The sequence below is a fragment of the Methylobacterium sp. AC433 genome, assembly GCF_979253015.1.
Genome location: NZ_CEEDBN010000024.1, coordinates 17,025 through 41,758 on the forward strand (window position 1 = coordinate 17,025; position 24,734 = coordinate 41,758).

At 73.0% G+C, this 24,734-nt stretch carries 26 protein-coding genes; 14 read left to right on the forward strand and 12 right to left on the reverse strand.

Going from position 1 to position 24,734, the window contains the following annotated elements; all coding sequences use genetic code 11:
• Positions 1-10 precede the first annotated feature (10 nt).
• From mdcC to AC0IWM_RS22275, 7 genes are read left to right on the forward strand one after another with little or no spacing between them, the layout of a single operon-like run.
• Entirely contained in the window at positions 11-322 is a 312-nt protein-coding gene (mdcC, locus tag AC0IWM_RS22245; RefSeq protein ID WP_447678857.1) for a malonate decarboxylase acyl carrier protein, read from the forward strand.
• Positions 322-1,254 (forward strand): biotin-independent malonate decarboxylase subunit beta, encoded by a 933-nt coding sequence (locus AC0IWM_RS22250; RefSeq protein ID WP_471758638.1) that lies wholly within the window; start codon positions 322-324, stop codon positions 1,252-1,254. Before mdcC ends, AC0IWM_RS22250 begins: the two co-directional genes overlap by 1 nt.
• A gap of 1 nt (position 1,255) precedes the next feature.
• On the forward strand, positions 1,256-1,972 hold the full coding sequence (gene mdcE / locus AC0IWM_RS22255; protein WP_471758694.1) for a biotin-independent malonate decarboxylase subunit gamma: 717 nt from the start codon (positions 1,256-1,258) through the stop codon (positions 1,970-1,972).
• A complete protein-coding gene (mdcG, locus tag AC0IWM_RS22260) occupies positions 1,965-2,621 on the forward strand; it encodes a malonate decarboxylase holo-[acyl-carrier-protein] synthase (RefSeq protein WP_471758640.1) in 657 nt (218 codons plus the stop codon). The genes mdcE and mdcG overlap by 8 nt, the downstream gene beginning before the upstream one ends.
• Before the next feature lie 9 nt (positions 2,622-2,630).
• Positions 2,631-3,503, forward strand: coding sequence for a triphosphoribosyl-dephospho-CoA synthase MdcB (gene mdcB, locus AC0IWM_RS22265; protein WP_471758642.1), 873 nt, complete (start codon positions 2,631-2,633; stop codon positions 3,501-3,503).
• A complete protein-coding gene (locus tag AC0IWM_RS22270) occupies positions 3,500-4,423 on the forward strand; it encodes an acyltransferase domain-containing protein (RefSeq protein WP_471758644.1) in 924 nt (307 codons plus the stop codon). Before mdcB ends, AC0IWM_RS22270 begins: the two co-directional genes overlap by 4 nt.
• Positions 4,424-4,448: 25 nt before the next feature.
• Entirely contained in the window at positions 4,449-5,453 is a 1,005-nt protein-coding gene (locus tag AC0IWM_RS22275; protein WP_471758646.1) for an aldo/keto reductase, read from the forward strand.
• A gap of 146 nt (positions 5,454-5,599) precedes the next feature.
• On the opposite strand, the gene denD is transcribed toward AC0IWM_RS22275, so the two are convergent.
• The 5 genes from denD to AC0IWM_RS22300 form a co-directional block, all read right to left on the reverse strand.
• Positions 5,600-6,559: a D-erythronate dehydrogenase gene (gene denD, locus AC0IWM_RS22280; protein WP_471758648.1), complete on the reverse strand. Its 960-nt coding sequence runs from the start codon at positions 6,557-6,559 to the stop codon at positions 5,600-5,602.
• A 25-nt stretch (positions 6,560-6,584) separates the two neighbouring features.
• Positions 6,585-7,865, reverse strand: coding sequence for a 3-oxo-tetronate kinase (gene otnK, locus AC0IWM_RS22285; protein WP_471758650.1), 1,281 nt, complete (start codon positions 7,863-7,865; stop codon positions 6,585-6,587).
• Positions 7,862-8,659, reverse strand: a complete 798-nt coding sequence (gene otnI / locus AC0IWM_RS22290) for a 2-oxo-tetronate isomerase (RefSeq protein WP_471758652.1) — start codon at positions 8,657-8,659, stop codon at positions 7,862-7,864. Before otnI ends, otnK begins: the two co-directional genes overlap by 4 nt.
• 11 nt (positions 8,660-8,670) lie before the next feature.
• Complete coding sequence (gene ltnD, locus AC0IWM_RS22295; RefSeq protein WP_471758696.1) at positions 8,671-9,615, reverse strand: L-threonate dehydrogenase; 945 nt, start codon at positions 9,613-9,615, stop codon at positions 8,671-8,673.
• 119 nt (positions 9,616-9,734) lie between these two features.
• Positions 9,735-11,051, reverse strand: a complete 1,317-nt coding sequence (locus AC0IWM_RS22300; protein ID WP_471758654.1) for an MFS transporter — start codon at positions 11,049-11,051, stop codon at positions 9,735-9,737.
• 204 nt (positions 11,052-11,255) lie between these two features.
• Between AC0IWM_RS22300 and AC0IWM_RS22305 the strand changes: the two genes are divergently transcribed.
• Positions 11,256-12,284, forward strand: coding sequence for a LacI family DNA-binding transcriptional regulator (locus AC0IWM_RS22305; protein WP_471758656.1), 1,029 nt, complete (start codon positions 11,256-11,258; stop codon positions 12,282-12,284).
• 35 nt (positions 12,285-12,319) lie between these two features.
• A complete protein-coding gene (gene otnC, locus AC0IWM_RS22310) occupies positions 12,320-12,991 on the forward strand; it encodes a 3-oxo-tetronate 4-phosphate decarboxylase (RefSeq protein WP_471758658.1) in 672 nt (223 codons plus the stop codon).
• Between the two features lie 37 nt (positions 12,992-13,028).
• On the opposite strand, the gene AC0IWM_RS22315 is transcribed toward otnC, so the two are convergent.
• Positions 13,029-14,138 carry an apurinic/apyrimidinic endonuclease family protein gene (locus AC0IWM_RS22315; RefSeq protein ID WP_471758660.1) on the reverse strand — a complete coding sequence of 370 codons (1,110 nt, stop codon included), beginning with the start codon at positions 14,136-14,138 and terminating at the stop codon, positions 13,029-13,031.
• 104 nt (positions 14,139-14,242) lie between these two features.
• Between AC0IWM_RS22315 and AC0IWM_RS22320 the strand changes: the two genes are divergently transcribed.
• The 4 genes from AC0IWM_RS22320 (at position 14,243) to AC0IWM_RS22335 (ending at position 16,334) form a co-directional block, all read left to right on the forward strand.
• Positions 14,243-14,617 (forward strand): hypothetical protein, encoded by a 375-nt coding sequence (locus AC0IWM_RS22320; RefSeq protein WP_471758662.1) that lies wholly within the window; start codon positions 14,243-14,245, stop codon positions 14,615-14,617.
• A 127-nt stretch (positions 14,618-14,744) separates the two neighbouring features.
• Positions 14,745-14,876 carry a hypothetical protein gene (locus AC0IWM_RS22325; RefSeq protein WP_272481499.1) on the forward strand — a complete coding sequence of 44 codons (132 nt, stop codon included), beginning with the start codon at positions 14,745-14,747 and terminating at the stop codon, positions 14,874-14,876.
• Positions 14,876-15,088, forward strand: coding sequence for a hypothetical protein (locus tag AC0IWM_RS22330; RefSeq protein ID WP_108040341.1), 213 nt, complete (start codon positions 14,876-14,878; stop codon positions 15,086-15,088). Before AC0IWM_RS22325 ends, AC0IWM_RS22330 begins: the two co-directional genes overlap by 1 nt.
• A gap of 52 nt (positions 15,089-15,140) precedes the next feature.
• Positions 15,141-16,334: an MFS transporter gene (locus AC0IWM_RS22335; protein ID WP_471758664.1), complete on the forward strand. Its 1,194-nt coding sequence runs from the start codon at positions 15,141-15,143 to the stop codon at positions 16,332-16,334.
• A 7-nt stretch (positions 16,335-16,341) separates the two neighbouring features.
• Here the strand turns inward: AC0IWM_RS22335 and AC0IWM_RS22340 are convergent, their stop codons facing one another.
• Complete coding sequence (locus AC0IWM_RS22340; RefSeq protein ID WP_471758666.1) at positions 16,342-16,977, reverse strand: TetR/AcrR family transcriptional regulator; 636 nt, start codon at positions 16,975-16,977, stop codon at positions 16,342-16,344.
• A gap of 143 nt (positions 16,978-17,120) precedes the next feature.
• Entirely contained in the window at positions 17,121-18,350 is a 1,230-nt protein-coding gene (locus AC0IWM_RS22345) for an acyl-CoA dehydrogenase (protein ID WP_471758668.1), read from the reverse strand.
• A gap of 185 nt (positions 18,351-18,535) precedes the next feature.
• On the opposite strand from AC0IWM_RS22345, the gene AC0IWM_RS22350 reads away from it, so the two are divergent.
• Positions 18,536-19,786, forward strand: a complete 1,251-nt coding sequence (locus AC0IWM_RS22350) for a CaiB/BaiF CoA transferase family protein (protein WP_471758670.1) — start codon at positions 18,536-18,538, stop codon at positions 19,784-19,786.
• Here AC0IWM_RS22350 and AC0IWM_RS22355 read toward each other — a convergent pair.
• The 4 genes from AC0IWM_RS22355 to AC0IWM_RS22370 all read right to left on the reverse strand — a co-directional run bounded on the left by AC0IWM_RS22355 (position 19,767) and on the right by AC0IWM_RS22370 (position 24,675).
• Positions 19,767-20,567 carry a fumarylacetoacetate hydrolase family protein gene (locus AC0IWM_RS22355; RefSeq protein ID WP_471758672.1) on the reverse strand — a complete coding sequence of 267 codons (801 nt, stop codon included), beginning with the start codon at positions 20,565-20,567 and terminating at the stop codon, positions 19,767-19,769. The genes AC0IWM_RS22350 and AC0IWM_RS22355 overlap by 20 nt on opposite strands.
• A gap of 100 nt (positions 20,568-20,667) precedes the next feature.
• The gene (locus AC0IWM_RS22360; protein WP_471758674.1) at positions 20,668-22,386 is read right to left on the reverse strand and encodes an IlvD/Edd family dehydratase; all 1,719 of its coding nucleotides are present in this window, start codon (positions 22,384-22,386) and stop codon (positions 20,668-20,670) included.
• 22 nt (positions 22,387-22,408) lie between these two features.
• Positions 22,409-23,344, reverse strand: coding sequence for a dihydrodipicolinate synthase family protein (locus AC0IWM_RS22365; protein WP_471758676.1), 936 nt, complete (start codon positions 23,342-23,344; stop codon positions 22,409-22,411).
• Between the two features lie 335 nt (positions 23,345-23,679).
• A complete protein-coding gene (locus tag AC0IWM_RS22370) occupies positions 23,680-24,675 on the reverse strand; it encodes an NAD(P)-dependent oxidoreductase (protein WP_471758678.1) in 996 nt (331 codons plus the stop codon).
• Between the last annotated feature and the right edge of the window lie 59 nt (positions 24,676-24,734).

Here is a 24,734-nt window from a genome sequence, read left to right on the forward strand (position 1 = left end):
ATTTCGCGTCATGGAGAAGCTGAGCTTCCGCCACACCACCCGGACGGCGCTCCCCGGCACGCGTGCCAGCGCGATCACCGGGGTCGTCGCCTCCGGCAACCTCGAAGTGCTGCTGGAGCGCAACCTGGCGCCCGACGCCTGCCACGTGGAGATCGACACCGCCATCAAGGGCTACGGCGCGGTCTGGGCCGCGGTGGTGGCCGATTTCGTGGCCCGTCGGCAGCCGGGCGGGCTGACCATCACCATCAACGACGGGGGTGCCCGCCCCGACACCGTGTCCCTGCGCCTCGCCCAGGGCGCCCGCCTGATGGAGCTGCCGTGATGGATTGGAAGCCGGTCGCCCTCTCCGCATCGCCCCTCGACCAGAGCTGGTACGAGGCGAGCGCCCGCGCCCGCCTCGCCGGACTCCTCGACACCGACACCTTCGAGGAATTCATCGGCCCGGAGCAGCGGATGATGAGCCCGCACCTGCCGCTCTTCGCTCTGCCCCGCGCCTTCGACGACGGCATGATCGTCGGGCGCGGGCGCCTCGACGGCCGGGACGTTCTGGCCGCCGCCCAAGAAGGCCGCTTCATGGGCGGGGCCTTCGGCGAGATCCACGGTGCCAAGCTCGTCGGCCTGCTGCGGGCCGCGCTGGCCGTGAAGCCCGCCGCCGTGCTGATCCTGTTCGACACCGGGGGCGTGCGCCTGCAGGAGGCCAATGCCGGCGAGACCGCCATCGCCGAGATCATGCGGGCGATCACCCAGGTCCGGGCCGCCGGCATCCCCGTCATCGGCCTCATCGGCGGCCGGGCCGGCTGCTACGGCGGCGGCGGCCTCATCGCCGGCACCTGCGCGCGCCTCGTCATCTCCGAGGGCGGTCGCCTCAGCGTCTCCGGCCCCGAGGTGATCGAGACCAACAAGGGCGCCGAGGAATTCGATTCCCGTGACCGGGCCCTCGTCTGGCGCACCATGGGCGGCAAGCACCGGCGGCTGCTGGGCGCGGCCGACGTCTTCGCGGACGACACGATCGGGGCGTTTCGCGCGGCGGCCTCGGCCGCGATCCCGGCGGCCCCGGCCTTCGACCTGGGGACCCTGGAGGCGGAGCAGGCCCGGCTCGAGGCGCGCATCGCGCGCTTCGGCGACGCCCGGCACGCCACCGAGATCTGGAGCCGCCTCGGCGTCAACGACCCCGACGCGGTGCCGGGCCTGACCACCGAGGGCTTCGACGCCCTGCTCGACAGCTTGCGGGAGGGCTCCCACGATGCCCGATAAGATGCCCCTCGACATCCTCCTCGCCTCCCTCTTCCCGGCGGGGCACGCCGTCACGGTGGCGGACGGCCTGATCACCGGCGAGGGACCCCTGAACGACGGCCGCCTCGCCGTGATCGGCATCGACGGCGACACCGCCCTCGGGATCGAGGGGGCCTGCCTCCTGGCCGGGCGCGTCCTCGACGTGGTGCGGGCCGGCGGCTCCACGCCGATCCTCGTCCTCGTCGATTCCGACAGCCAGCGCATGAGCCGGCGCGACGAACTCCTCGGCCTCAACGAATACCTCGCGCATCTCGCCAAGGCGCTGCTGCTGGCCGACGCGCAGGGCCACCCGACCATCGGCCTGCTCTACGGCCACAGCGCGGCCGGTGCCTTCATCGCCACGGCCCTGGCCACCCGCGTCCTCGCGGCCCTGCCCGGCGCCCATCCGAGCGTGATGGATCTTCCCTCCGTCGCCCGCGTCACCAAGCTGCCCCTGGAGACCCTGCAGGACATGGCCCGCACGACCTCGGTCTTCGCGCCCGGCCTCGACAACATGGTCCAGACCGGCGCCGTGCAGGCGACCCTCGACCCCGACAGGCCCCTCGGTCCCCAGATCGCCGCCCTGATCGCGGACAGCCCGGCGGCCGATACCCGCGACGCCCTGGGCCGCGAACGCGGCGGGCGTCCGCTGGCCCACGCCATCGCCGCGCGCGTCGTTCGCGAGGCGCAGGGTGCGTGAGGTCGCGCGCCACGACCTGCTCACGGTGGCGCCCGCCGCCTGGGGGCCGCTGCTGGCGCAGCGGCCGGACCTCGACGGGATCCCGCACCTCGCAGATTGGGCCGCGCGCGGCTGGCCCGTGATCGTGCGCCGCCGCGTGCCCGGCGAGGATGGCGCCCTGGTTCCGGCCGGGCTGCCGCTGCCGCCCTCACTAGGCAAGCGCCGCATCGGCCTCGCGCTCCCGCCCGAGGCGGTGCGACCGCGCCGGGGCGTGACCCTGGCCGAGGCCCGCGCGGCCGCGCCCGCCGCCTGGCACCCGGTGCTGGACGCGCTCCTGGCCCACGGGTCCGTCCATGGCCGCGCGCCGCGCGTGTTCGGCGGACTGCTCTGGCAGGCCCTGACGGGCCTTTCCTACCTCTCGGCCACCTCCGACCTCGACCTGCTCTGGCCCGGCCCGGTCGACGAGGCCTTCCTCGACGGCCTCGCCGGCATCGCGGCGCGGGCGCCGATGCGCCTCGACGGCGAGATCGGCCTCGCCGACGGCTTCGCGGTGAACTGGCGCGAGCTGCATGCGGCCGGGCCCGGCGACTCGGTCCTGGCCAAGGGCCTGGAGCGGCTGGAGCTCCGGCCGGTCCCGGCCCTCCCGACCGCCCTGCCGCCGGCGGCCTGAGCCATGCCGATGACCGCCCTCTCGCCGATGCCCGCTCGCCCGTCGGAGACCCGGTTCCCCGCTCCGGCTTCCGGCTGCCCGGACCGGATCGGCCGCCTCGCCACGCAATGCCTGCGCCTGGAGCTCGCCACCTATCCCAAGCCCGGCCTCGTCAGCCACGTGGATTGCGGCAGCCATTCGGACATGGATGCGGACACCTTCCGGGCGAGTGCCTCCGCCCTGGAGCCTTACTTCGCGGACCTCGCCGTGGCGGGGTCCGCCGGGGCCGCCATGGCCGAGCTGCGCCGCATCGGCCTCGCGGCGGAGGCGGCGATGCGGGCGGCGACGGGCGGCGTGAACACGCACCGCGGCGCCATCTTCGGCCTCGGCCTCCTCAGCGCCGCGGCCGGTGCCCTGGGTCCGCGCCCCGTCGCCGGGGCTCTCGGCGCCCACGTCCGGGCACGCTACGCCGAGGCCATCGTGGACGGCCCCGAACTGCTGCATGCGCCGGGCGCGCGGGCGCGCCGGCGCCACGGCGTCGGCGGCGCGCCGGCCGAGGCCGCGGCCGGATTTCCGACCCTCTACGAGATCGGCCTGCCGGCCCTGCGCCGCGCCCGTGCCCTGCGCCCCGAGGCACCCGAGGCGGCGCGGGTGGAGGCCTGCCTCGCCCTCATCGCGTGCCTGGAGGACACCAATCTCCTGCATCGCGGCGGTCCGGAGGGCTATGCCTTCGCGCGGGCGCAGGCCGCCCGGTTCCTCGCCGACGGCGGCATCGCGCGGGACGACTGGTTCGCGCGGGGGGAAGCCCTGCACCGGGCCTTCGTCGCCCGCCGCCTCAGCCCCGGCGGGGCGGCCGACCTCCTCGCCATGACGCTGTTCGTCGATGCCTGGGAGCGGTCATGACCCTCGCGGTCCTGCTCTCCGGCCAGGGCGGCCAGCATCCCGGGATGTTCGACCTCACGGCCGATCTGCCCGAGGCGCAGGGCCTCTTCGCGGCCGCGACTCCCTTGCTTGGGCGGGATCCGCGCGACCTCGTGCGCTCGGGAGAGGACCTGCACGCCAACCGCACCGGGCAGATCCTGTGCTGCGTCGCCGGTCTGGCCGCCTGGACCCTGGTTCGGGCGGCGCAGCCCGCGCGCGCCGTGGTGGTGGGCTACAGCATCGGCGATCTCGCGGCCTTCGGCTGCGCCGGCCTGTTCGCGCCCGAGACGGTGCTGCAACTCGCCGCCGCCCGCGCCGAGGCGATGGATGCGGCGGCCGGTCCCGGCTACGGCCTCGCCGGCCTGCGCGGCCTGCCCGCCGCGCGGGTCTTCGCCATGGCGGAGGGGCATGCGTGCCATCCGGCGATCCGCAACGCCGCCGACAGCGTGGTGGTGGGCGGTCCCGTCGCGGCGCTGGACGCCCTCTGCGCGCAGGCCCTGGCGGCGGGCGCGGCCCGGGCCGTTCGCCTGCCCGTGCACATCCCCTCGCACACGCCGCTGCTCGCGCAGGCCGCCGACGCCTTCCGCGAGCGCCTCCGGGCGGCCCCCCTGGCGACCCCGCCGCGTCCGGCTCCGCGCCTCCTCAGCGGCCTCGACGGGGCGGCGGTGTTCCGGCCGGAGGCGGGGCGGGCCAAGCTCGCCGCGCAGGTCGCGCAGACCCTGGACTGGGCCGCCTGCCTGGAGGGCGTCGGCGAATTCGGGGCCGGCAAGGTGCTCGAGCTCGGCCCCGGCCACGCCCTCGCCACCATGGCCCGCACGGCCTTGCCCGAGGCGCAGGTTCATGCGCTAGAGGATTTTCGCCGGTCCGACGGTGTGATCCAATGGATCAAGGACGGGGCCTGAACCCCAACGGAGTGAGACGCACACGATGCAGTATCGCAATCTCGGCCGCTCGGGCCTCAAGGTCTCGCCGCTCTGCCTCGGCACCATGATGTTCGGCGGCCCCACCGACGAGGCCACCGCCGGCCGCATCATCGACAGCGCCCGGGGCGCCGGCATCAACTTTCTCGACACCGCCGACGTCTACAACGAGGGCCGGTCCGAGGAGGTGGTGGGCCGGGCGATCGCTCGGGACCGCGAGGCCTGGGTGCTCGCCACCAAGGTCGCCAACCCGATGGGTCCGAGCGTCAACGACCGCGGCCTGTCGCGCGCCCACGTGCTGCGCGCCGCCGAGGCCAGCCTCCGGCGGCTCGGCACCGACGTCATCGACATCTACTACCTCCACAAGGAGGACCACACCACGCCGCTGGCCGAGACCATCGGCGCCATCGCGCTCCTCGTGCGGCAGGGCAAGATCCGCTACTTCGGCGTCTCGAACTACCGGGCCTGGCGCGTCGCCGAGATCTGCCGGCTGTGCGACGATCTCGGCATCGACCGGCCCGTGGTGAGCCAGCCCTACTACAACGCCCTGAACCGGATGCCCGAGACCGAGCACCTGCCGGCCTGCGCCCATTACGGCCTCGGCGTGGTGCCCTACTCCCCACTCGCCCGCGGCGTTCTCACCGCCAAGTACGACCCCGCCGCCCCGCCGCCCGAGGGCACCCGCGCCGGCCGACAGGACACCCGCATGATGCAGACGGAATGGCGCCCGGAATCCCTGGTGATCGCCCGGACCTTCCAGGCCCACGCGGCCGAGCGCGGCCTGACGGCGGGGCAGTTCGCGGTGAACTGGGTCCTGGCCAACCGCACCGTCACCTCGGTCATCGCCGGGCCGCGCACGGAGGCGCAGTGGGACGAGTATCTGGGCGCTTTGGGCTACACCTTCACGGACGCGGACGAGGCCCTGGTCGACGCCCACGTGGTCACCGGCCACCCCTCGACCCCGGGCTACAACGACCCGGCCTACCCGATCGAGGGCCGCGTGCGGGGGTAGAACCCCGTCTTCGGGAGCGGTGCCGGGCGGCAGGCTCGCGTCCTGCTCTCCACCGCGTGGAAAGGGACCGCGGGTGAGGGCCACCCGACCGCCCCGATTCCCGACCCCTCCCCGCGAGGGGGAGGGGAACGTGCCGGCGCTTGCGCTCAGACCTGCGTCTCGGCCAGATGCAGCTCCACCAGCGCATCGAAGCTGGCGTCGCCCTTGAACCCCAGATCGAGGGCGCGGCGCGTGTCGAAGGCCTCCGGCCAGGTCTCGACGATGGCCTGGATCGCCGGATTCGGCTCGCGTCGGATCAGCGCCACCGCCGCGTCGCCGGCGACCCGGCGCAGGGCCTCGATCTCGTCGGCCACCGTCGCCGAGAGACCCGGCATGGTGAGGCTGCGGCGCAGGCCCAGGGGCGCGAGGTCGATGCGGGCGGCGTGCAGGAGATACTCGGTCGCCGAGCGCGGGCTGGCGAACCAGTGGCGCACGGTGTCGGGCACCGGCAGGATCGCCTCCTGGCCGGCCAGCGGCTCGCGGATGATGCCCGAGAAGAACCCGGAGGCCGCCTTGTTGGGCTTGCCCGGGCGCACGCAGATGGTGGGCAGGCGCAGGCCGATGCCATCGAGGAAACCGCGCCGGCTGTAATCGGCCAGCAGCAGTTCGCCCATCGCCTTCTGAGTGCCGTAGGAGGTGGCCGGCGTCAGGATCATGTCGTCGGGGATCACGCCCGGAAGCGGCGGCCCGAACACCGCCAGCGACGAGGTGAAGACCACGCGCGGGCGGTAGCCCTCGGCGATGTGGGCCTGTCGGATCGCGTCGAGGAGCAGGCGGGTGGCGTCGAGATTGACCCGGTAGCCCTTCTCCAGGTCGGCCTCGGCCTCGCCGGAGACGATCGCCGCGAGGTGGAAGATCACGTCCGGTCGGCCGATCAGCGCGGCCTCCGCCGCACCCGGGCTCGAGAGGTCGGCGGCGGCGGTGACGACGGAGCCGGCGAAGCCCGCGGGCGCCGTCGGCTCCACCACGTCCACCAGGGTGAGGGCGCGGGCGTCGCCCTGCGCGGAGAGGGCGTCGGTGAGGCGCCGGCCGATCATGCCGGCGGCGCCGAGGATGAGTGCGTGCATGGGTGGTCCGTCTCCGGAAGTCGGGTCAGCGCATCAGGTCGAGGGCGCGGGGGAAGAAGTCGCGGCCGCCGAAATTGCCGGATTTCAGGGCGAGCAGCATGTCCGCCCCCTGCCCCAGCGTGCGGAGCACCGGCACCCCGGCGGCGATCTCGGGTCCGAGCCGGAAGGCCTTCAGCCCGAGCCGGTCGACGACCGCTCCCGACGTCTCGCCGCCCGCGACGACGAGGCGGCGCACGCCCCGCGCCACCAGGGCTTCCGCGATGCGGGCCAGTGCGCCCTCGATGGCGTGGCCGACCCGGTCGCCTCCGTGGCGGGCCTGGAGCGACCGCACCGTCTCGGGCTCGGCGCTGCTGGCGACGAGGACGGGACCGGTGACGATGTGCGCGCCGGCCCAGGCCAGGACGGCCTCGATCTCGGCCTCGGACTCGCCGGCGAGCAGCCGCTCGGGATCCAGGCGGCGCACCGGCATCAGGGCCTCGGCCGCCGCGATCTGGCCGAGCGTCGCCTGCGAGCAGCTGCCGGCGAGGCAGGCGGCCAGGCCGCCCACCGGCGCGCCGAGATCCGCCGCGCGACCCGGTGCGGAGGCGCGCCCGGCCGCGACCAGGGCACGGGCGAGGCCGAGGCCGAGGCCCGAGGCGCCCACCGAGACGCGGTGGCCGAGCGCAGCCGTGCCCAGGGTCTCGAGGTCGGCCTCGACGACGGCGTCCGCGATGGCCGCGCCCACGCCCTCGGCGGCGAGGGCATCGAGGCGCGCGGCCACGGCCCCGGGGCCCCGCGCCACGGTGGCGAAATTCACGAGGCCCACGGGCGCGGCGCTCTGCCGGGCCAGCACGCGCACCAGGTTGGCGTCCCGCATCGGGTTGAGGGGATGGTCCTTGAGGGGACTCTCGTTCAGCGGCACCGCGCCGACGAAGAGGTTGCCCTGGTAGACGGTGCGCCCCGTCTCCGGGAAGGCGGGAGTGACGAGGGCGATGGCCGCGTTCGCCTCGGCCCGCAGGGCGTCCATCACGGGGCCGATATTGCCCGCGTCGGTGGAATCGAAGGTCGAGCAGATCTTGAACAGGACGTGGGCCGCGCCCCGCCCGCGCAGCCAGGCCTCGGCCGCGCGGGAGCGCGCCACGGCCTCCGCGGCCGGGATGGAGCGGCTCTTCAGGGCCACCACCACGGCGTCGACGCCGGCCAGATCCAGGTCGTCGGCGGGGATGCCGATGGTCTGCACCGTGCGCAGGCCCCCCTTGGTGAGCGTGTTGGCGAGGTCCGAGGCGCCGGTATAGTCGTCGGCCACCGATCCGAGGGCGAGGCTCATCGGCCGGCCTCCCGGGCCTCGGAGGCGCGATAGGGCGCGAACCAGCCCAGGCCCGCCTCCGTGTCGGCGGCCGGGTTGTACTCGCAGCCGACGAAGCCCGCGTAGCCGAGCCGGTCGAGCTCGGCGAAAAGGAAGGCGTCGTTCATCTCGCCGGTGCCGGGCTCGTGCCGGGCCGGGACGCTCGCGGTCTGCACGTGCCCGACCATCGGCATCAGGTCGCGCAGGCGCGTGGTCACGTCCCCGTGCAGGATCTGACAGTGGTAGAGGTCGAACTGGAGCTTGAGGTTCGGCAGGGCCAGATCCCGGATCAGGCGGGCGGCCGCGTCGAAATCGTTGAGGAAGTAGCCCGGCATGTTGCGGGCGTTGATCGGCTCCAGCACGAGGTCGAGCCCTTCGCGCGCCACGCGCTCGGCGGTCCAGGCCACGGCCCGGCGATAGGCGTCCTGCGCCCCGCGATCGTTCGCGTCGGCCATGCCGGCCATGAGATGGAGCCGGCCGACGCCGGTGGCCTTCGCGTAGTTCAGGCCGGTCTCGACGCCCGCCTGCAGCTCCGCGAACCGGTCGGGCAGGGCCGCGAGGCCGCGCTCGCCGGCCGCCCAGTCGCCGGGCGGCAGGTTGAACAGGGCCTGGGTTAGGCCGAACCGCGCCAGGCGCTCGGCGATGGCGTCCGCCGGATGGTCGTAGGGGAACAGGAACTCGACCGCGGTGAAGCCGGCCTCCGCGGCGGCGGCGAAGCGGTCGAGGAAGGCGTGTTCCGTGAACATCAGGGTGAGGTTGGCGGCAAAGCGCGGCATCGGTTCCTCCCTCAGGCCTTGGGCGACGGCAGGGTGACGCCGGCCACTTGCGCGTAGAGGCGGGCCACCGAGGCGTCGTCGTCCCGGCCCATGCCGGAGCCCGAGGCCATCAGGAACATCTGGAGCGCTGCGGCGGCCACCGGGACGGGGTACGTCTCCGCGCGGGCCATGTCCTGCACGATGCCGAGATCCTTGACGAAGATGTCGACCGCGCTCTTGGGGCTGTAATCGCCCTCCAGCACGTGCGGCATACGGTTCTCGAACATCCAGGAATTGCCGGCCGAGGCCGTGATCACCTCGTAGACCTTGCGCAGATCCAGGCCCTGTTTGGCGGCAAAACTCATCGCCTCGCTGGCGGCGGCGATGTGCACGCCGGCGAGCAGCTGGTTGATCATCTTGAAGGCGGCGCCCTGCCCGGCCGTGTCGCCGAGTTCGTAGAGCTTGCCCGCCATGGCGTCGAGCGCCGGGCGGGCCGCCGCGAAGGCGGCCTTCGTGCCGGAGGCCAGGAAGGTGAGTTCGCCGTCGGCTGCGCGCACGGCGCCCCCGCTCATCGGCGCGTCGAGGTAGTGGCGCCCGGTCTCCTCGAGCCGGGCCGCGAGGCGCCGGGCGATGGCCGGGTCCATGGTGGCGGAGGAGACGAACACCGCGCCCTCGGCCATGGTCTCGGCGGCGCCGCCGGGCCCGAACAGCACCGCCTCCGTCTGGGCGGCGTTGACGACGACGCAGATCACCACGTCGGCGCCCTCCGCCGCCGCCGCCGGGTTCGCCGCCGCCCGCCCCCCGCTGGCGGCAAAGCGCGACACGGCCTCCGCGTTCACGTCGCAGGCCGCGACGTCGAAGCCGGCCCGGAGGAGCGATCCGGCCATGCCGGCGCCCATGGAGCCGAGGCCGATCACGGCGGCCCGCTGGTTCTGCGTGGTGATGCTCATGGGGACCTGTTCACTGGATGTCGGGATCGGAGGCGGGGATATCGAGACGACGGCGCCGGGACCCAGCCCGTCATCCCGGGCTCGCCTGCGGCGCTCCGGAATGCCGGTGCGGGATTCCGGAGTCGCCGGCCGTCAGCGCAGCCGTTTCAGCGGTTGACCACGTCCTTCGGGGTGACGAACACGCAGACCGAGCCGATCACCAGCATCACCGCCAGCGCGTACATGCCGGCGGCGGTGCTGCCGGTGGAGTCGCGCAGGGCCCCGATGACGTAGGGGCTGGCGAAGCCCGCGAGGTTGCCCACCGAGTTGATCAGCGCGATGCCGGCCGCGGCGCCGGCGCCGCTGAGGAAGGCGGTGGGCAGGGACCAGAACAGGGGCGCGCAGGTGAGCACGCCGCCGGCGGCCACGGCCAGCGCCGCGATGGCCACGACGGTGCTGCCCGTGCTGGCGGCGACCACGAAGCCCACCGCGCCGCATAGAGCCGGGACGATGAGGTGCCAGCGGCGCTCGCGCATCCGGTCGGCGCTGCGGCCGAGCAGGATCATCACGAAGACCGCGAACAGGAACGGGATCGCGCTGACGAGGCCGATGTTGAGGTTGCCCTGGATGCCGGACGCCTTGACGATGGTCGGCATCCAGAAGGTCAGGCCGTACTGGCCCGTGACGAAGGCGAAGTAGATCAGGCTCATGAACCAGATCCGGCCGTTGCGGAACACGGTGGCGATGGAATGCGGGCTCTGCTCCTTGCCGGCGCCGTCGGCGGCGATGTCGCGCTCGATGACCTGCTGCTCCGCCGGATTCAGCCACTTGGCCTCGGAGGGGCGGTTGTCGAGGTAGAAGAACACGGCCAGACCCACCAGCACCGCCGGCACGGCCTCGATCACGAACATCCACTGCCAGCCGGAGAGGCCGTGGGCGCCGTTGAAGGCGTCCATGATCCAGCCGGAGAGCGGGTTGCCGAAGATGCCCGAGACGGGAATCGCCGACATGAACACCGCGATCACGCGGGCACGGCGATGGGCCGGGAACCAGGTGGTCGTGTAGAGGATCACGCCCGGGTAGAAGCCCGCCTCGGCCAGGCCCAGCAGGAAGCGCATGATGTAGAACGAGGTGGCCGAGTTCACGAACATGAACCCGGCGGAGATGATGCCCCAGGTGATCATGATGCGGGCGATCCAGACCCGGGCGCCGACCCGGTGCAGGATGACGTTCGAGGGCACCTCGAACAGGAAGTATCCGATGAAGAACAGGCCGGCGCCGAGGCCGTAGACGGTCTCGCTGAAGCCCAGCTCCTGGGACATCTGGAGCTTGGCGAAGCCCACGTTCACGCGGTCGAGATAGGCGACCACGTAGCAGAGCATCAGGAACGGCACGAGCCGCCAGAACACTTTGCGGTAGGTCTGTTCGACGAAGTCCTCTGCGGGCGCATCGATGCCCCGCGCGCTGGCGGCCTGCACGCTCATGTTTCCTCCTGCCGGCGCGCTTTGCGCGTCGCCGTTCTGGCGTTGCATCATCTTATCGCGGTGCTGCTCTCTTTGGCAGCGCTTGCATCTTGCCTAACAGACATTGGCAGCGCTGCCAATCTGATTGTTGTCGTCGCCTAACCTTGCTATGGGCTTTTCCGCTCCAGTCTTCGACGAGCCCGGAAATACAGGACGAATCCGCCGATGAACGTCCGTGAGCCGCCGCCCGAACCCGAACGCCGCCTCGTGACCCTCTCCGACGTCGCCCGCGAGGCCGGCGTCGGCGAGAGCACGGTCTCGCGGGTCCTGCGCAACCAGGGCTCGTTCTCGAAGCGGACGCAGGACCGGGTGGCGGAGGCGGTGGCCCGCCTCGGCTACGTGCCGAACCGGCTGGCCGGCATGCTGGCGGGCTCGGGCACGACGGCGGGCGCCAAGCTCGTGGGCATCATCATCCCGTCGCTGACCAACATCGTGTTTCCGGACCTCCTGCGCGGCGCCAACGCGGCCCTCGACCGGGACGGCTTCCAGAGCGTGATCGGGGTTTCGGACTACGACCCCGAGCGCGAGGAGGCCCTGATCGGCGCCCTCCTCTCCTGGCGTCCCGCCGGCCTCATCGTCACCGGCCTGGAGCACACGGCGGGCGCCGTCGCGCGCCTTCGGGCGAGCGGCATCCGGATCGTCGAGATGATCGATACCGATGGAGCCGGCCTCGACATCGTGGTGGGCTTCTCGAACCGCGCGGTGGGCTGCGACAGCGCCCGGCACCTGCTCGCGCGGGGCTACCGGCGGATCGGCTATGTCGGCCACGACATCGCGCGGGACCTGCGCGCGGCCAAGCGCCTCGCCGGTTTCCGCGAGACGCTGGCCCTCACCGGGCACCCGCTGGCGGAGACCGAGATCGCGCCGGGTCCCTCCTCGGCGGCGGCCGGGCGCGCGGCCCTGGAGCGCCTGCTCGTCCGCCGGCCCGACCTCGACGCCATCTACTTCTCCAACGACGACATGGCGCTCGGCGGCTACTTCCACTGCCTCGCGGAGGGGATCGCGGTGCCGGGGCGCCTCGCCCTGTTCGGCTTCAACGCCCTCGACATCGCCGCCGCGATGCCGCAGCCGCTGACCACCATCCGCACGCCGCGCCTGGAGATCGGGACCGCCGCCGCCGAGCGCCTCGCCGCCGACGGTCCGGCCGAGACCGTCGACCTCGGCTACGAACTGATCGCGGGCGCCACCGCCTGAGACCGCCCCTTCCTCCGGTGACCTGAAGGACCGCCATGAGCGAGACGACGCTTCGCGAACAGATCTGCCGGTTCGGCCGCTCGCTGTTCGAGCGCGGCCTGACGCCGGGCTCGTCGGGCAACATCTCCCTGCGCCTCGACGACGGCGGCTGGCTGGTGACGCCGACCAACGCCTCGCTCGGCTTCCTCGACCCGGCCACGATCTCGCGCCTCGACGCGACCGGCACCCTGGTCTCGGGCCACGCGCCCACCAAGGAGATCCCGCTCCACGCGGCCCTCTACGACAGCCGCACGGAGGCCCGCGCCATCGTCCACCTGCACTCGACCCACGCGGTGGCGGTGTCGATGCTGCCCGAGATCGACCCGAAGGCGGTGCTGCCGCCGCTCACGCCCTATTACCTCATGCGGGCCGGGGCCACGGCCCTGGTGCCCTATTACCGGCCGGGCGACCCGGCGGTGGCGGACGCGATCCGGGGCCTTGCCGGCCGCTACGCCTCGGTGCTGCTGGCCAATCACGGCCCGGTGGTGGCCGGCTCCACCCTGGAGAACGCGGTCTTCGCCACCGAGGAACTGGAGGAGACGGCCAAGCTCTATCTCCTCCTGCGCAACCTCAATCCGCGCCACCTCAGCCCGGGCCAGGTGCAGGACCTCGTCAGCCATTTCGGCCTGACCCTGCCGGAGCCCGACGGGCACGACCACGACCACTGAGCGGCGCGCTCGAAATCCTGCGCCGCCGCGCACCGCTTCAGGCCGCGACCTCGATCTGCGCTGTTGGGAGCGCAGTGGCGATCTCGGCGGCGATGCCGGCCGAGGCGATGTTCTTGGATTTGGCCTCGATCTCGAAATCCGCCCAGGCCATGTGGCGGGCCACCAGGGCGTTGACGGCCCGGTTCCACATCATGTCGGAATGGGCGGCCAGGTCCCGCCAGTTGTGGCCGGCCTCGGACAGGGCGGCGAAGTCCGGCAGGGCGTCGGGGTCGTGGCCCTCCAGCAGGCCCTCCCGCGAGACGCTGATATGGGCGACCGGGCGGACGCCGCGCCAGGATTCGCGCACCCGGGCGACGCGGGGATCGTCCGGCGCGATGTATTCGCCCCGGCTCTCGACCCAGTGGTGGTGCAGGTCGAGCACCACCGGCACGACGTCGGCCAGACCCAGCACCGTGTCCAATCCGAAGAAATTCTCGTCGTTCTCCACGGTGAGGAGGTCGCGGGCGGTCTGGGAGAGCCTGGGCAGGCTGGCGCGGAACCCTTCGAGGCCGGGATCGCGGGCGCCGACATGGATGTTGATGTGCGCCCCGTGCGGGTGCCAGCCTCTTCCGTAACCGAGCATCTCCATGAGCTCGGCGTGGTGCTCCAACTCCTCGATGCCGTTGCGCTGGGCGGCCGGGTTCTGCGAGGCGATGACGCAGAACGGGCCGGGATGGAAGCTGAGGCGCACCGCACCGGCCCGGGCGATCGCGCCGATCCGGGCGAGGCCGTCCGCGACGAGGCGGCGCATCTCGGGCTCGGCGTAGGCGTCCTGCGCCACCGCATGGGTGTAGCCTGGCAGGACGTTGCTGGCGATCCGCAGCAGGCGCTCGATCGGCGGGCGTGCGGCGACCCAGGTCACCTGACGCTCCAGGGCGCCGAGGTTGTGGCGCACGAGGCCCTCGAGCTTCGCCCGGCGCGCGGCGGGCGCCAGGGTCTTCAGGTGCGCCATGGTGGCGTGGGTGAGGTTCATCTGCAGGGTCGCCTCGCGGGCGGCCTTCAGGGTCTTGAAGGGCTCGGGCGGCGCTTCGAGGATGAACTTGCAGCAGAAGCCGAGGCGAGGGCTTGGATCGGTCGGGGTTGGATCGGTCGAGGCTCGATTGGTCATGGAGCGATAACGCGGCGGAGCGCCTTTGGTGCAGGGCCGGAACCGGCGACCGGATGCGGTGCGTTGCCCCCGCGCCGGCGGCCCCGTCGGCGCCGGAGACCCCCATGGACGCCAAGCTCGCAGACCAGGTCCGCCGCGCGGCCGACCTCGCCCGCCGCCTGACCCTGGCCTATCCGCGGGGATTCCGCCGCGACGACTTCCCCTTCGCGGTGGTGGCGGCCTTCGATGCCGAAATCCGGGGCCGCGTCGAGCGCGACCGCCGGATCGAGGACGAGCGCGACCGGGTGCTCATCGCCGCCGTCAACTTCGCCGAGACGCCGCCCGAGGACGAACCGGAGGCCGTGGAGCCGGCCCGGCGCGCCCTCCTCGCGGCGATCGACTATCTCGAGGAGGCGACCCTGCGCTTCGGGATCGTCAACCGCGAGGGCGCCCGTCTCGGCTACGGCGAGGCCGGGCAGCGGGTCACGACCCCGTCCTGACGGAGCCTTCGGGGCGCGCCGCCGAATTTGTGAGGCTCCGCCCTGCGACCACGCGCCCGTCCCGCGCGTTACCCGCATCCGCCGGCGCGGTCCCGGCGATCCGTCCTGCCAGCGTGGTTCCCTTCCGATGCGTCGCCTGTTCCCCGTCTTCATCGCCGCCGTCGCTCTCCTGGCGGGGCTGATCCTGTTCACCTTCGTCAAGCACGGCGACACGGCCCACACACAGCCGGTGCCGGAAGCCGGCGCGAGCGCCCGCTGATGCCGCGCTGGCTGCCGCTTGCGGGCGCCGCCCTCCTCGCCATCCTGGTGGTGATCGGCCTCGGCCTGTGGAAGTACGACCGCCTGCAGGAGGCACGCATCGAGAACGGCGGGCGCCCGGCCATTCCCGCCTGCGCGCCCGACCGCGTCGGCGAGACGGGGCTGGCCGCCAATTGTCCCGGCACCGCCTTCCCGCCTGCAAAAGCCCCCTGAAGGACCGGACCCGGCGTCCGAGGACCGGAGCGGAGAGAGGGAGCCTGGACGGATGCGCGGTCTCCCTGCCCGATCCGGGCTCGGCTCCTTCCCGGCCTTCGTGTTCCTGCAGGGCAGCCTCTATGCCGCCTACGGGATGGTCTCGCCGTTCCTGCCGAGCTTCCTCGGCGAGCGCGGGCTCGACGCCTCCGAGATCGGGATCGTGCTCGCCGCCGGCACGCTGATGCGCCTCGTGGCCGGGCCGGTGGCGGGGCGGATCGCGGATCGCCTCGACGCCACGCGGACCGTGGTGGCCGCCGGCGCGGCCGCCGCCGGGCTCCTGGCCTTCGCCACGCTCCTCGGGCACGGCTTCCCCGCGCTGCTCGTCCTCGGCCTCGCCCAGGCCATCGCCCTCGCGGGACTCGCGCCCCTGGCCGATGCCCTCACCCTCGCGGCGGTGGAGCGGGAGCGGACCTTCGCGTATGGCTGGGTCCGGGGTGCGGGCTCCGCCGCCTTCATCCTGGCGACCCTGGCATCCGGCCAGGCGGTCGCCTGGGCTGGCCTGTCCAGCGTCCTCGTCTCGAGCGGCCTGCTGTTCCTGCTCACCGCCTTCGCGGCACACCGGGTGCCCGCAGCCCCGCGGGCCGCCGAACCGGACGTGCCGGCTCCGCAGGACTCGCCTCGCCACGCCCTGCGCGCGCTCCTGGCCGCGCCGCTCTTCCGGCGGGTGCTCCTCGTGGCGGCCCTCGTGATCGGCAGCCATGCCCTGCACGAGGCCTTCGCGGTGATCCGCTGGCGTGCGGCGGGTCTCGGCCCCGGCACCGTCAGCCTGCTCTGGTCGCTGGCGGTGCTGTCGGAGGTCGCTGTGTTCGTCCTGGGCGGCGCCTGGCTGCTGGAGCGCCTCGGCACCGCCGGGGCGGCGATGCTGGCCGCCGGCGCCGGAATCCTGCGCTGGGCGATCATGGCGACCACGGTGGCGGTACCGATGCTGGCGATCGGCCAGGCCCTGCACGGCTTCACCTTCGCATTGCTGCACCTGGCCAACATGCGGCTCCTCGCCGACCTCGTGCCCGCCCGCGACGGCGCCACCGCGCAGACGCTTTACGCGACCCTCGGCCTCGGGCTCGCCAACACCGTCCTGACCGGACTCTCCGGGTGGCTCTACGGACGGTTCGAGGCGGACGCGTTCTGGAGCATGGCGGCGCTCTGTGCCGTCGCCCTGCCCCTGGCGGCCGGCCTCCGGCGCCCGCCTTCCCGCCCCGCCTGAGGCGGGATCAGGGCCGGCATGCCCGCAGGAAGAAATCGAGCGACCGCTTCAGCGTCTCACGCTTGACGTGGGTCATGCCCGGCCGCTCGAGGCCGAGCTCCGTCCGGTCGACGAAGCCCCGGATGGTCAGGCCCAGGAAGGCATCGGCCGCGTGCCGGACATCGTCCACCGCGAGGGCGCCCGAGCGCACGCCGTCCTCCAGGCAGCCCTCCACCAGGGGCACCACCCGCGCGAGTCCGAAATCGTGGAGGGCCCGGGCGAATTCCGGGAAGCGGCCGGCCTCGGCCACCATGACCCGCCGGAACGCGATGCAATCCGGCGTCACCACGGTCTCGAGGATCGCCAGGGCGATGCGGTGCAGCCGCTCCTCCACGGAGCCGGCCTCCGCCGCCACCTTCTCGATGGAGGGTACATTCTCCTCGATGAAGCGCACGCACACCGCCTCGAAGAGATCCACCTTGGAGGCGAAGCGCGTGTAGATCGTCTTCTTCGAGAGGCCGGCGGAGCCCGCGATCGCGTCGATGCTCGCCGCCTCGAAGCCCTCGGTGAGGAACACGGCCTTGGCGGCGGCGAGGACGCGCAGCAGCACGTCGCCCTCGGTCCCGCGGGGCGGGCGACCGAGGCGCCGGGATGGCGACGGCATCACGTCCCTCTGAGCCACGGCGCGGTGTCCTCCCCTCGGAAAACGATGCCAGTCCTCTCCGGAGAAGGCCAGGGAGGCGGGGCCTTCGCCGTGTGGACCGAGGGCCGGGGACGGCGGGCGTGTCCGCCCGCTCCCGCTCTCCGTCAGAAGAACGCCTGCAGCCCCGTCTGCGCCCGGCCGAGGATCAGCGCATGGACGTCGTGCGTGCCCTCGTATGTGTTCACCGTCTCGAGGTTCTGGGCGTGGCGCATCACGTGGTACTCGCCCATGATGCCGTTGCCGCCGTGCATGTCGCGGGCGACGCGGGCGATGTCGAGGGCCTTGCCGCAATTGTTGCGCTTGATCAGCGAGATCATCTCGGGCGCCATCCGGCCTTCGTCGAACAGGCGGCCGACCCGGAGCGCCGCCTGGAGCCCCAGGGCGATCTCGGTCTGCATGTCGGCGAGCTTCTTCTGCACGAGTTGGGTCTGGGCCAGCGGCCGGCCGAACTGCTTGCGCTCCAGGGTGTAGGACCGGGCCCGGTGCCAGCAATCCTCCGCCGCGCCCATGGCACCCCAGGCGATGCCGTAGCGCGCCCGGTTGAGGCAGCCGAACGGTCCCTTCAGGCCGGAGACGTTGGGCAGGAGCGCGTCCTCGCCCACCTCGACGTCCTCCATCACGATCTCTCCCGTGGTGGAGGCGCGCAGGGAGAGCTTGCCCTTCAGGGTCGGGGCCGAGAGCCCCTTCATGCCCTTCTCCAGGACGAAGCCCCGGATCGCGCCCTCGTGCGCCTCGGACTTGGCCCAGACTACGAAGACGTCGGCGAAGGGCGCGTTCGAGATCCACATCTTGGCCCCCGACAGGCGATAGCCCCCCTCGGTCCTCACCGCCTTCGTCTTCATCCCGGCCGGGTCGGAACCGGCATCGGGCTCAGTCAGGCCGAAGCAGCCGATCCACGCGCCCGAGGCGAGCTTGGGCAGGAACTTCCGGCGCTGCGCCTCCGAGCCGTAGGCGTGGATCGGGTACATCACCAGGGAGGATTGCACGCTCATCATCGAGCGGTAGCCGGAATCCACCGCCTCGACGGCGCGGGCCACGAGGCCGTAGGCGACGTAGGTCGCATCGGCACCGCCGTATGCCTCGGGCAGGGTGACCCCGAGGAGCCCGCGCTCGCCCATCTTCCGGAACAGGTCCGGATTGCTGGTCTCGTGCGCGTAGGCCTCGACGATGCCCGGCAGGAGTTCCTCCTGCGCGAAGGCCCGGGCGGCCTCGTGGATGGCGCGCTCGTCCTCGGTGAGCTGGTCGTCGAGGAGGAAGGGGTCGTCCCAGGCGAAGCTCGCCGAGGCGGGGGCGGTGGGCGCGGCGGAGCCGGGCGGGCGCGTCGGGGCGTTCATGGGCGGTTCCTCGGGGCTTCTTCGTGTTCCCCGGATCCTAGCAGGCCGCGCCGCGGAGGCCACCTGTGCGACCCGGACTCCGGTGCCGGCTCGGGGCGGGCCGGAATCCTGATAGACAGGCGCGGCTCGAAGCAGCGTCGCGGATGCCGGACCAGGTGCCGCCTACACGAGAGGGAGACCCCACAATGGCCGAGACGACGGCGCGCGAGGACGGCCCCCGTACCCTCCCGCGGCCACTGCCGCTCGACGGCATCCGCGTGCTCGACCTCTCGCGCGTGCTCGCCGGACCCTGGAGCGCCATGTGCCTCGGCGACCTCGGCGCCGAGGTGATCAAGGTCGAGCACCCCGAGCGCGGCGACGACACCCGCGACTGGGGCCTACGCACGGGGGCGACCAACACCTCGTACTTCGACGCCGCCAACCGCAACAAGCGCTCGATCACCCTCGACCTCGCCTCCCCGGAGGGCCTCGCCGTGGCACGCGATCTCGCCCGCACCTGCGACGTGGTGGTGCAGAACTTCAAGACCGGGGGCGCGGATCGCCTCGGCCTGGGCTACGCGGCCCTCAGCGCCGAGAATCCGCGCCTGATCTTCTGCTCGATCTCCGGCTACGCCTCGGACGGCCCGGAGGCGACCCGCCCGGGCTACGATATCGTGGTCCAGGGCGAGGCCGGCCTGATGGCGCTCAACGGCGAGGCCGAGCGGCCGCCCCTCAAGTTCGGCCTCGCGGCGGTCGACCTCTTCACCGGGCAATACGCGGCGCAGGGGGTGCTCGCCGCCCTGTTCGAGCGCGAGCGCACCGGGCGCGGCCGCCACATCGAGCTCGCGCTGTTCGATTGCGGCCTGGCGCTCACGGCCTATTGCGGCCTGGAGGCGATGGTGCGCGGGCACGACCCCGTCCGCGCCGGCAACGCCCATCCGTCGATCGCGCCCTACGGCGTGTTCCAGGCCGGGGACGGGCCCATCGTGCTGGCGGTGGGCAACAACGGCCAGTACCGCCGCCTCTGCGACGAGGTGCTGGCGCGCCCGGACCTCGCCAGCGATCCGCGCTTCTCCACGAACCTGGAGCGCTCGCGCAACCGGGCGCAGTTCCTGCCGGCGATCGAGGCCGAACTCGTCCGCTGGACCCGAGCCGACCTCATCGCCCGGCTCGATGCGGCTGGCATCCCCTGCGGAGAGGTGCTGGGCCTGCACGAGGCCCTGACCTCCGACCGGGCCCGCGCCGGCGACCTCGTCCTGCCCCAGGGCGGCGACGCCTCGCCCGCCGCCCACGTCCTCGCCCCGCCCTACCGCCTCGACGGAGAGCGCCTGCCCGTGCGCCGCATGCCGCCCGCCCTCGGGGCATCGAGCGCCGAGATCCGGGCGGAATGCGAGGCGCGGCGGGCGGCGGAAGCGGAGCGCCCCTCGGGCGGCCCGCTCAAACCGGGAGGAGCGTGAACCCGAGGCTCTGGCCTAGGAACCGGGCCGTGACCCGGCCCGGTCCCGTCAGGTCGAAGGGCACCGAGAGCGTGCCGGTGGAGACGATGCTGCCGGCGGGGATCGTCAGGCCGCGCTCGCGCGCCACGGCCATCAGGTCCGTGAGGGCGGCCAGCGGATCGGTCTCGTCCTCCCCCGTCACGGCACGGACCCGCTCCACGCCGTCGACCTCGACCACGAGGCTGCGCCCCACCTCGGCGAGGTCTCCGGCCGCGAAGACGGGGCCGAGCACGAGGGACTGGAAGGCGGAATTGTCGGCCGCGAAGCTCGGCCAGCCGACGGCACGCCGATCGAAGTAGCGGGACAGAACGAGTTCGAATGCCGCCCGGGTCTCGCCGACGACCTCGGCGGCCGGGACCGCGGGGGCGTCGGGGGCGATGTCGCGGGCGATCACGTAGGCGATCTCGAACTCGATCGTCACCGCCCCGGCATGCGGCATCCGGAGTTCGGCCCCGTCGCCGTGGAGTCGGTTCCGCAGCACCCGCCCGGCGATGGAGCGGCCGACCCCCGAGCCGCGCTTGCCCCTGTGGCTGCCGATGGCGAGCTTCCAGCCGGCGGTTTCGGCGCCCAGCGCCGCCACCAGCCGGTCCTGGACGTCGTAGCCCTCGGCCATCGTCCGCGGACGCACGGCCTCGGGCAGTTCCGCGAACTGCCGCCCCTCGCCATAGGCGGCCAGCAGGATGTCCGCGGCGGGTTGAGGATCGAAGGCTTCGGGCATCGCTTCGGGCATCGCTTCGGACATGGCGGACCTCTTCGCGGAGTCGGGAAGGCCCAGGATCTAGCGGATTTTTCGCGCTCGCGGGGGGATCCGTTCGGATTCCCTCGCGAGGGGTCCCTAGGTCCTACCGCTCCGTCCCACGCGCCGGCTCGGCGCGCAGGAAGTCGAAGTCGCAGCCCTCGTCCGCCTGCAGCACCGTCTCGTGGAACAGGTGCGCGTAGCCGCGCCGCGCCCAGTCCGGTCTCCGGGCCGGGCCGAGGGCGGCGCGGCGGGCTTCGAGCTCCGCGTCGTCCACGAGCACGTCGATGCGCCGGCCGGCGGTGTCGAGGCGGATGCGGTCGCCGGTGCGGACGAGGCCGAGGGGGCCGCCGACGGCCGATTCCGGCGTGATGTGGAGAACGATGGTGCCGAAGGCCGTCCCGCTCATGCGGGCGTCGGAGATGCGCACCATGTCCTTGATGCCGCGCGCCAGGATCTTCTTCGGGATCGGCAGGTAGCCCGCCTCCGGCATGCCGGGCGCGCCCTTCGGGCCGCCGTTCTGGAGGACGAGGACGTCGTCCGGCCCGACGTCGAGGTTGGGGTCGTCGATCCGGGTGGTCATGTCGGCGATGGAGCTGAACACCACCGCCCGGCCGGTATGCTGGAGCAGTTCCGGACTCGCGGCGCTGTGCTTGATCAGGGCGCCCCGCGGGGCGAGATTGCCGCGCAGGACCGCCATGGCGCCCACGGGCTTGATCGGATCACCGGCGGCGCGGATCACCGTCTGGCCCGGTACCGCCTCGGCCGCCGCCACCACGTCGCGCAGGGTCCCGCCCGCGACCGTGCCGGCCTCGAGGTCGATCAGCGATCCCAGGTTCCGGAGGAGCACCGGCATGCCGCCGGCATGGTGGAAGTGCTCCATGTAGTGCAGGCCCGAGGGCTTCAGGTCGACGAGCACCGGCACCGCGCGCCCGAGGGCATCGAAGGCGTCGAGGTCGATGCCGTGCGGCGTCCGGTTGGCGATGGCGGTGAGGTGGATCAGGCCGTTGGTGGAGCCGCCGATCGCCTGGAGCACCACCTGCGCGTTGCGAAAAGCGGCGGGCGTCAGGAGTTCGCTGGGCCGGGGCCCGCCCGACAGCGCCATCTCGGCGGCGCGGCGCCCGCTGAGTTCCGCGATGCGGATGCGCTCGGCATGCGGCGCCGGCACGGTGGCGCTCAGGGGCAGGGCGAGGCCCAGCGCTTCCGTCACGCAGGCCATGGTGCTCGCCGTGCCCATCACCATGCAGGTGCCGACGGACGGGGCGAGCCGGCTGTTGACGGCCTCGATCTCGGCCTCATCGATCGCGCCGGCCCGGTGCGCGCTCCAGAGGCGGCGGCAATCCGTGCAGGCGCCGAGCACCTCGCCCTTGTGGTGGCCCACCACCATGGGGCCGACGGGGATGACCACGGTGGGCAGGTCGACGCTCGCCGCCGCCATGATCTGCGCCGGCAGGGTCTTGTCGCAGCCGCCGATGACGATGACGGCGTCCATCGGCTGGGCCCGCAGCATCTCCTCGGTGTCCATCGCCATGAGGTTGCGCAGGAACATCGAGGTCGGGTGGGCGAAGCTCTCGTGGATCGAGATCGTCGGGAACACCATGGGCAGGCCGCCGGCCAGCATCACCCCGCGCTTGGCCGCCTCGATCAGGGCCGGGGCGTTGCCGTGGCAGGGATTGTAGTCGCTGGCCGTGTTGGTGATGCCCACGATGGGCCGGTCGAGGGCGTCGTCCGAGTAGCCCGCGGCCTTGATGAAGGCCTTGCGCAGGAACAGGGAGAAGCCCGCGTCGCCGTAGCTGGTGAGGCCCTTGCGCAGACCCTTGCTCATGATGCTCGTCCCGTTCCGGGTGTCAGGGAGCCACGCGGGCGCGCGGATCGACGCGGGCGATGCGCGACAGCAGGTAGTCGACCTCCGCCCGGCCCTGGGCCGACAGGCTCGCGGCCGGCTTGCGCTGGGCGTCCGAGGCGAAGATCCCGCGCTTCTGGAAGACGTACTTGCGCACCGCCAGGCCCAGGGGGCCCTGCTGCTGCTCGTATCGCAGATACGGCAGGTGCGCGTCGAAGAGGTCGTGGGCCGCATCGCGCTCCCCGGCCCGCGACAGGCGCACGACGTCGACGAGCATCTCCGGGAAGGCGTAGCCGGTATTGGCCCCGTCCGCGCCGCGCTCCATCTCGAAGTCGAGGAACAGGCCGCCATTGCCGGTGAGGATCGCGATGTGGCGCATCGAGCCGTCCTGCTCGAAGCCGCGCAGGGCGGTGATCTTGTCGAGGCCCGGCCAGTCCTCGTGCTTGAGCATGACGCAGGACGGGTTCTCGGTGACGATCCGGCGGATGACGGCGGGCGTCATCACCACCGAGAAGGTCAGCGGATAGTCCTGGATCACGAAGGGGACGTCGGGGCCGATCGCCTCGGCGGCGTTGCGGTAATAGGCCACCACCTGGTCGTCGGTGCGCAGGGTGTTGGGCGGCCCGATCATGACCCCGGCGGCGCCGAGCTCCATCACCTCGCGGGCGAGCGAGCGCATGGCGGCGAAGCCCGGGGCCGAGACGCCGACGAGGACCGGCACGTCCACGCGCCCGATGACCCGGCGGGCGATGGCGACCGCCTCCGCATGGTCGAGCTTCGGGGCCTCGCCGAGCTGGCCCAGGATGGTGAGGCCGTCGATGCCCGCGCCGAGGAAGAACTCGGACATCCGGTCGAGGGAGGTGTCGTCGACCCGGCCGTCGGGGTGGAACGGCGTCGGGGCGATCGGGATCACCCCCTTGATCGCGCTGGTGAGAGCCATGGTGTCCTCCATCGAAAGGCCTGTTCGCCCCCGCGCGGCCGCGCCGGGGCCTCGCGCGCGTCAGACGCTCGGGATCATCCCGCCATCGACCCGGGAGCCCGCGGCCGCCAGGGCCGTGGCGCTGGCGCGCAATCCGGGATCCATCGGCCATGTCCTCTGCGTCGATCGCTCCCGACGGACGGTCGAGGCGTGTTCCGGGGGCGGTCGGTTCCTCCCTCCGGCGGAAGGCCGTTCTACAGCCTTGCGGAGGCGACGATAAGCGGGGGCCGGCGACGTTCTGCCGGCCCGGGCGAACAGAGCGTCGGCGGCCCGGCTGCGCGAGCGAGCGGCCGTGATCAGTCCGTCCGCCGAAGGGCTTCCGGATTGACGAGGTTCGGCGGCTCGGCGCCGCGCAGGATGCACAGCATCGCCTCGGCGGCCCCGAGGCCCATCACCCGCAGGCTCTCGGCACTGGTGCCGGCGACGTGCGGGGTCAGGAGCAGGTTCGGGCAGGCGAAGTAGGGATGGTCCGCGGTCAGCGGCTGGGTCGCGAACACGTCGAGGGCCGCACCCCCGATCGCTCCGGCCCGCAGGGCCGCCGCGAGGGCCTCGTCCCGCACGATGGGGCCGCGCGCCACGTTGATCAGCACGGCGTCGGGCCGCATCCGGCCGATCAGCCCGGCATCGACGAGGCCGCGGGTCTCGGGCGTCAGCGGGCAGGCGACGACGACGGCGTCGCTTCCGGAAAACAGGGTCTCGCGGTCCACCGGCTCGATCAGGCCGCCGGCGGTGCCGCCGCTGCGGGAATGGCCGAGCACCCGCATGCCGAAGCCGTGCCGGGCGATGGCGGCGACGCGGCGGCCGATCTCGCCGGTGCCGAGGATGCCGATCGTCGTCCCGCCGATCTCGCCGAGGTCGCTCGCCAGGTATTTCGCCGGGAGCCAGCCGCTCTCGCGCAGGGTCCGGTCCAGGGGGCCGAGCCGCCGGCGCAGGTGGAGCAGGGCCGCGAAGACGTACTCGGCCACCGCCCGGGTGTTGCTGCCCGGCAGGTTGGCCACCGGGATGCCGCGGGCGGTCGCCGCCTCCAGGGGCACGAAGTCGAGCCCGACGCCGTGGCGGACGATACCGCGCAGGTGCGGCGCATGGTCGAGGATGTCGTCGGGCAGCTGCGCCCGCACGATCAGGCCCGCCGCCTCGGCCGCCAGGGCCCGCAGGGTCTCGGGCCGGGTGTCCGCGGCGGTGACCACCCGGGCCGCGCCCGAGAGCAGGGCGACGGCGTCCGGGTGGATGGGATTGGTGAGGACCACCAGGGGGCTGAGGCCGGGCGATCGGTCGGGCCGGGATGCGCTCACGCTCTGTCTGCCTTCGGGGATGGGGGTGGATCGGGGATCGCTCGTCGTGCGCTGGCGCC

Coding starts and splice junctions, on each gene's coding strand:
- AC0IWM_RS22325 (WP_272481499.1), top strand. CDS start 14,745: ATGCGTCGCCTGTTCCCCGTCTTCATCGCCGCCGTCGCTCTCCTGGCG.
- mdcB (WP_471758642.1), top strand. CDS start 2,631: ATGACCGCCCTCTCGCCGATGCCCGCTCGCCCGTCGGAGACCCGGTTC.
- AC0IWM_RS22335 (WP_471758664.1), top strand. CDS start 15,141: ATGCGCGGTCTCCCTGCCCGATCCGGGCTCGGCTCCTTCCCGGCCTTC.
- AC0IWM_RS22275 (WP_471758646.1), top strand. CDS start 4,449: ATGCAGTATCGCAATCTCGGCCGCTCGGGCCTCAAGGTCTCGCCGCTC.
- AC0IWM_RS22320 (WP_471758662.1), top strand. CDS start 14,243: ATGGACGCCAAGCTCGCAGACCAGGTCCGCCGCGCGGCCGACCTCGCC.
- AC0IWM_RS22350 (WP_471758670.1), top strand. CDS start 18,536: ATGGCCGAGACGACGGCGCGCGAGGACGGCCCCCGTACCCTCCCGCGG.
- otnK (WP_471758650.1), bottom strand. CDS start 7,865: ATGAGCCTCGCCCTCGGATCGGTGGCCGACGACTATACCGGCGCCTCG.
- AC0IWM_RS22300 (WP_471758654.1), bottom strand. CDS start 11,051: ATGAGCGTGCAGGCCGCCAGCGCGCGGGGCATCGATGCGCCCGCAGAG.
- AC0IWM_RS22340 (WP_471758666.1), bottom strand. CDS start 16,977: ATGCCGTCGCCATCCCGGCGCCTCGGTCGCCCGCCCCGCGGGACCGAG.
- AC0IWM_RS22305 (WP_471758656.1), top strand. CDS start 11,256: ATGAACGTCCGTGAGCCGCCGCCCGAACCCGAACGCCGCCTCGTGACC.
- AC0IWM_RS22355 (WP_471758672.1), bottom strand. CDS start 20,567: ATGTCCGAAGCGATGCCCGAAGCGATGCCCGAAGCCTTCGATCCTCAA.
- AC0IWM_RS22360 (WP_471758674.1), bottom strand. CDS start 22,386: ATGAGCAAGGGTCTGCGCAAGGGCCTCACCAGCTACGGCGACGCGGGC.
- otnI (WP_471758652.1), bottom strand. CDS start 8,659: ATGCCGCGCTTTGCCGCCAACCTCACCCTGATGTTCACGGAACACGCC.
- AC0IWM_RS22330 (WP_108040341.1), top strand. CDS start 14,876: ATGCCGCGCTGGCTGCCGCTTGCGGGCGCCGCCCTCCTCGCCATCCTG.
- AC0IWM_RS22315 (WP_471758660.1), bottom strand. CDS start 14,138: ATGACCAATCGAGCCTCGACCGATCCAACCCCGACCGATCCAAGCCCT.
- denD (WP_471758648.1), bottom strand. CDS start 6,559: ATGCACGCACTCATCCTCGGCGCCGCCGGCATGATCGGCCGGCGCCTC.
- otnC (WP_471758658.1), top strand. CDS start 12,320: ATGAGCGAGACGACGCTTCGCGAACAGATCTGCCGGTTCGGCCGCTCG.
- mdcE (WP_471758694.1), top strand. CDS start 1,256: ATGCCCCTCGACATCCTCCTCGCCTCCCTCTTCCCGGCGGGGCACGCC.
- AC0IWM_RS22270 (WP_471758644.1), top strand. CDS start 3,500: ATGACCCTCGCGGTCCTGCTCTCCGGCCAGGGCGGCCAGCATCCCGGG.
- AC0IWM_RS22365 (WP_471758676.1), bottom strand. CDS start 23,344: ATGGCTCTCACCAGCGCGATCAAGGGGGTGATCCCGATCGCCCCGACG.
- AC0IWM_RS22250 (WP_471758638.1), top strand. CDS start 322: ATGGATTGGAAGCCGGTCGCCCTCTCCGCATCGCCCCTCGACCAGAGC.
- AC0IWM_RS22345 (WP_471758668.1), bottom strand. CDS start 18,350: ATGAACGCCCCGACGCGCCCGCCCGGCTCCGCCGCGCCCACCGCCCCC.
- mdcC (WP_447678857.1), top strand. CDS start 11: ATGGAGAAGCTGAGCTTCCGCCACACCACCCGGACGGCGCTCCCCGGC.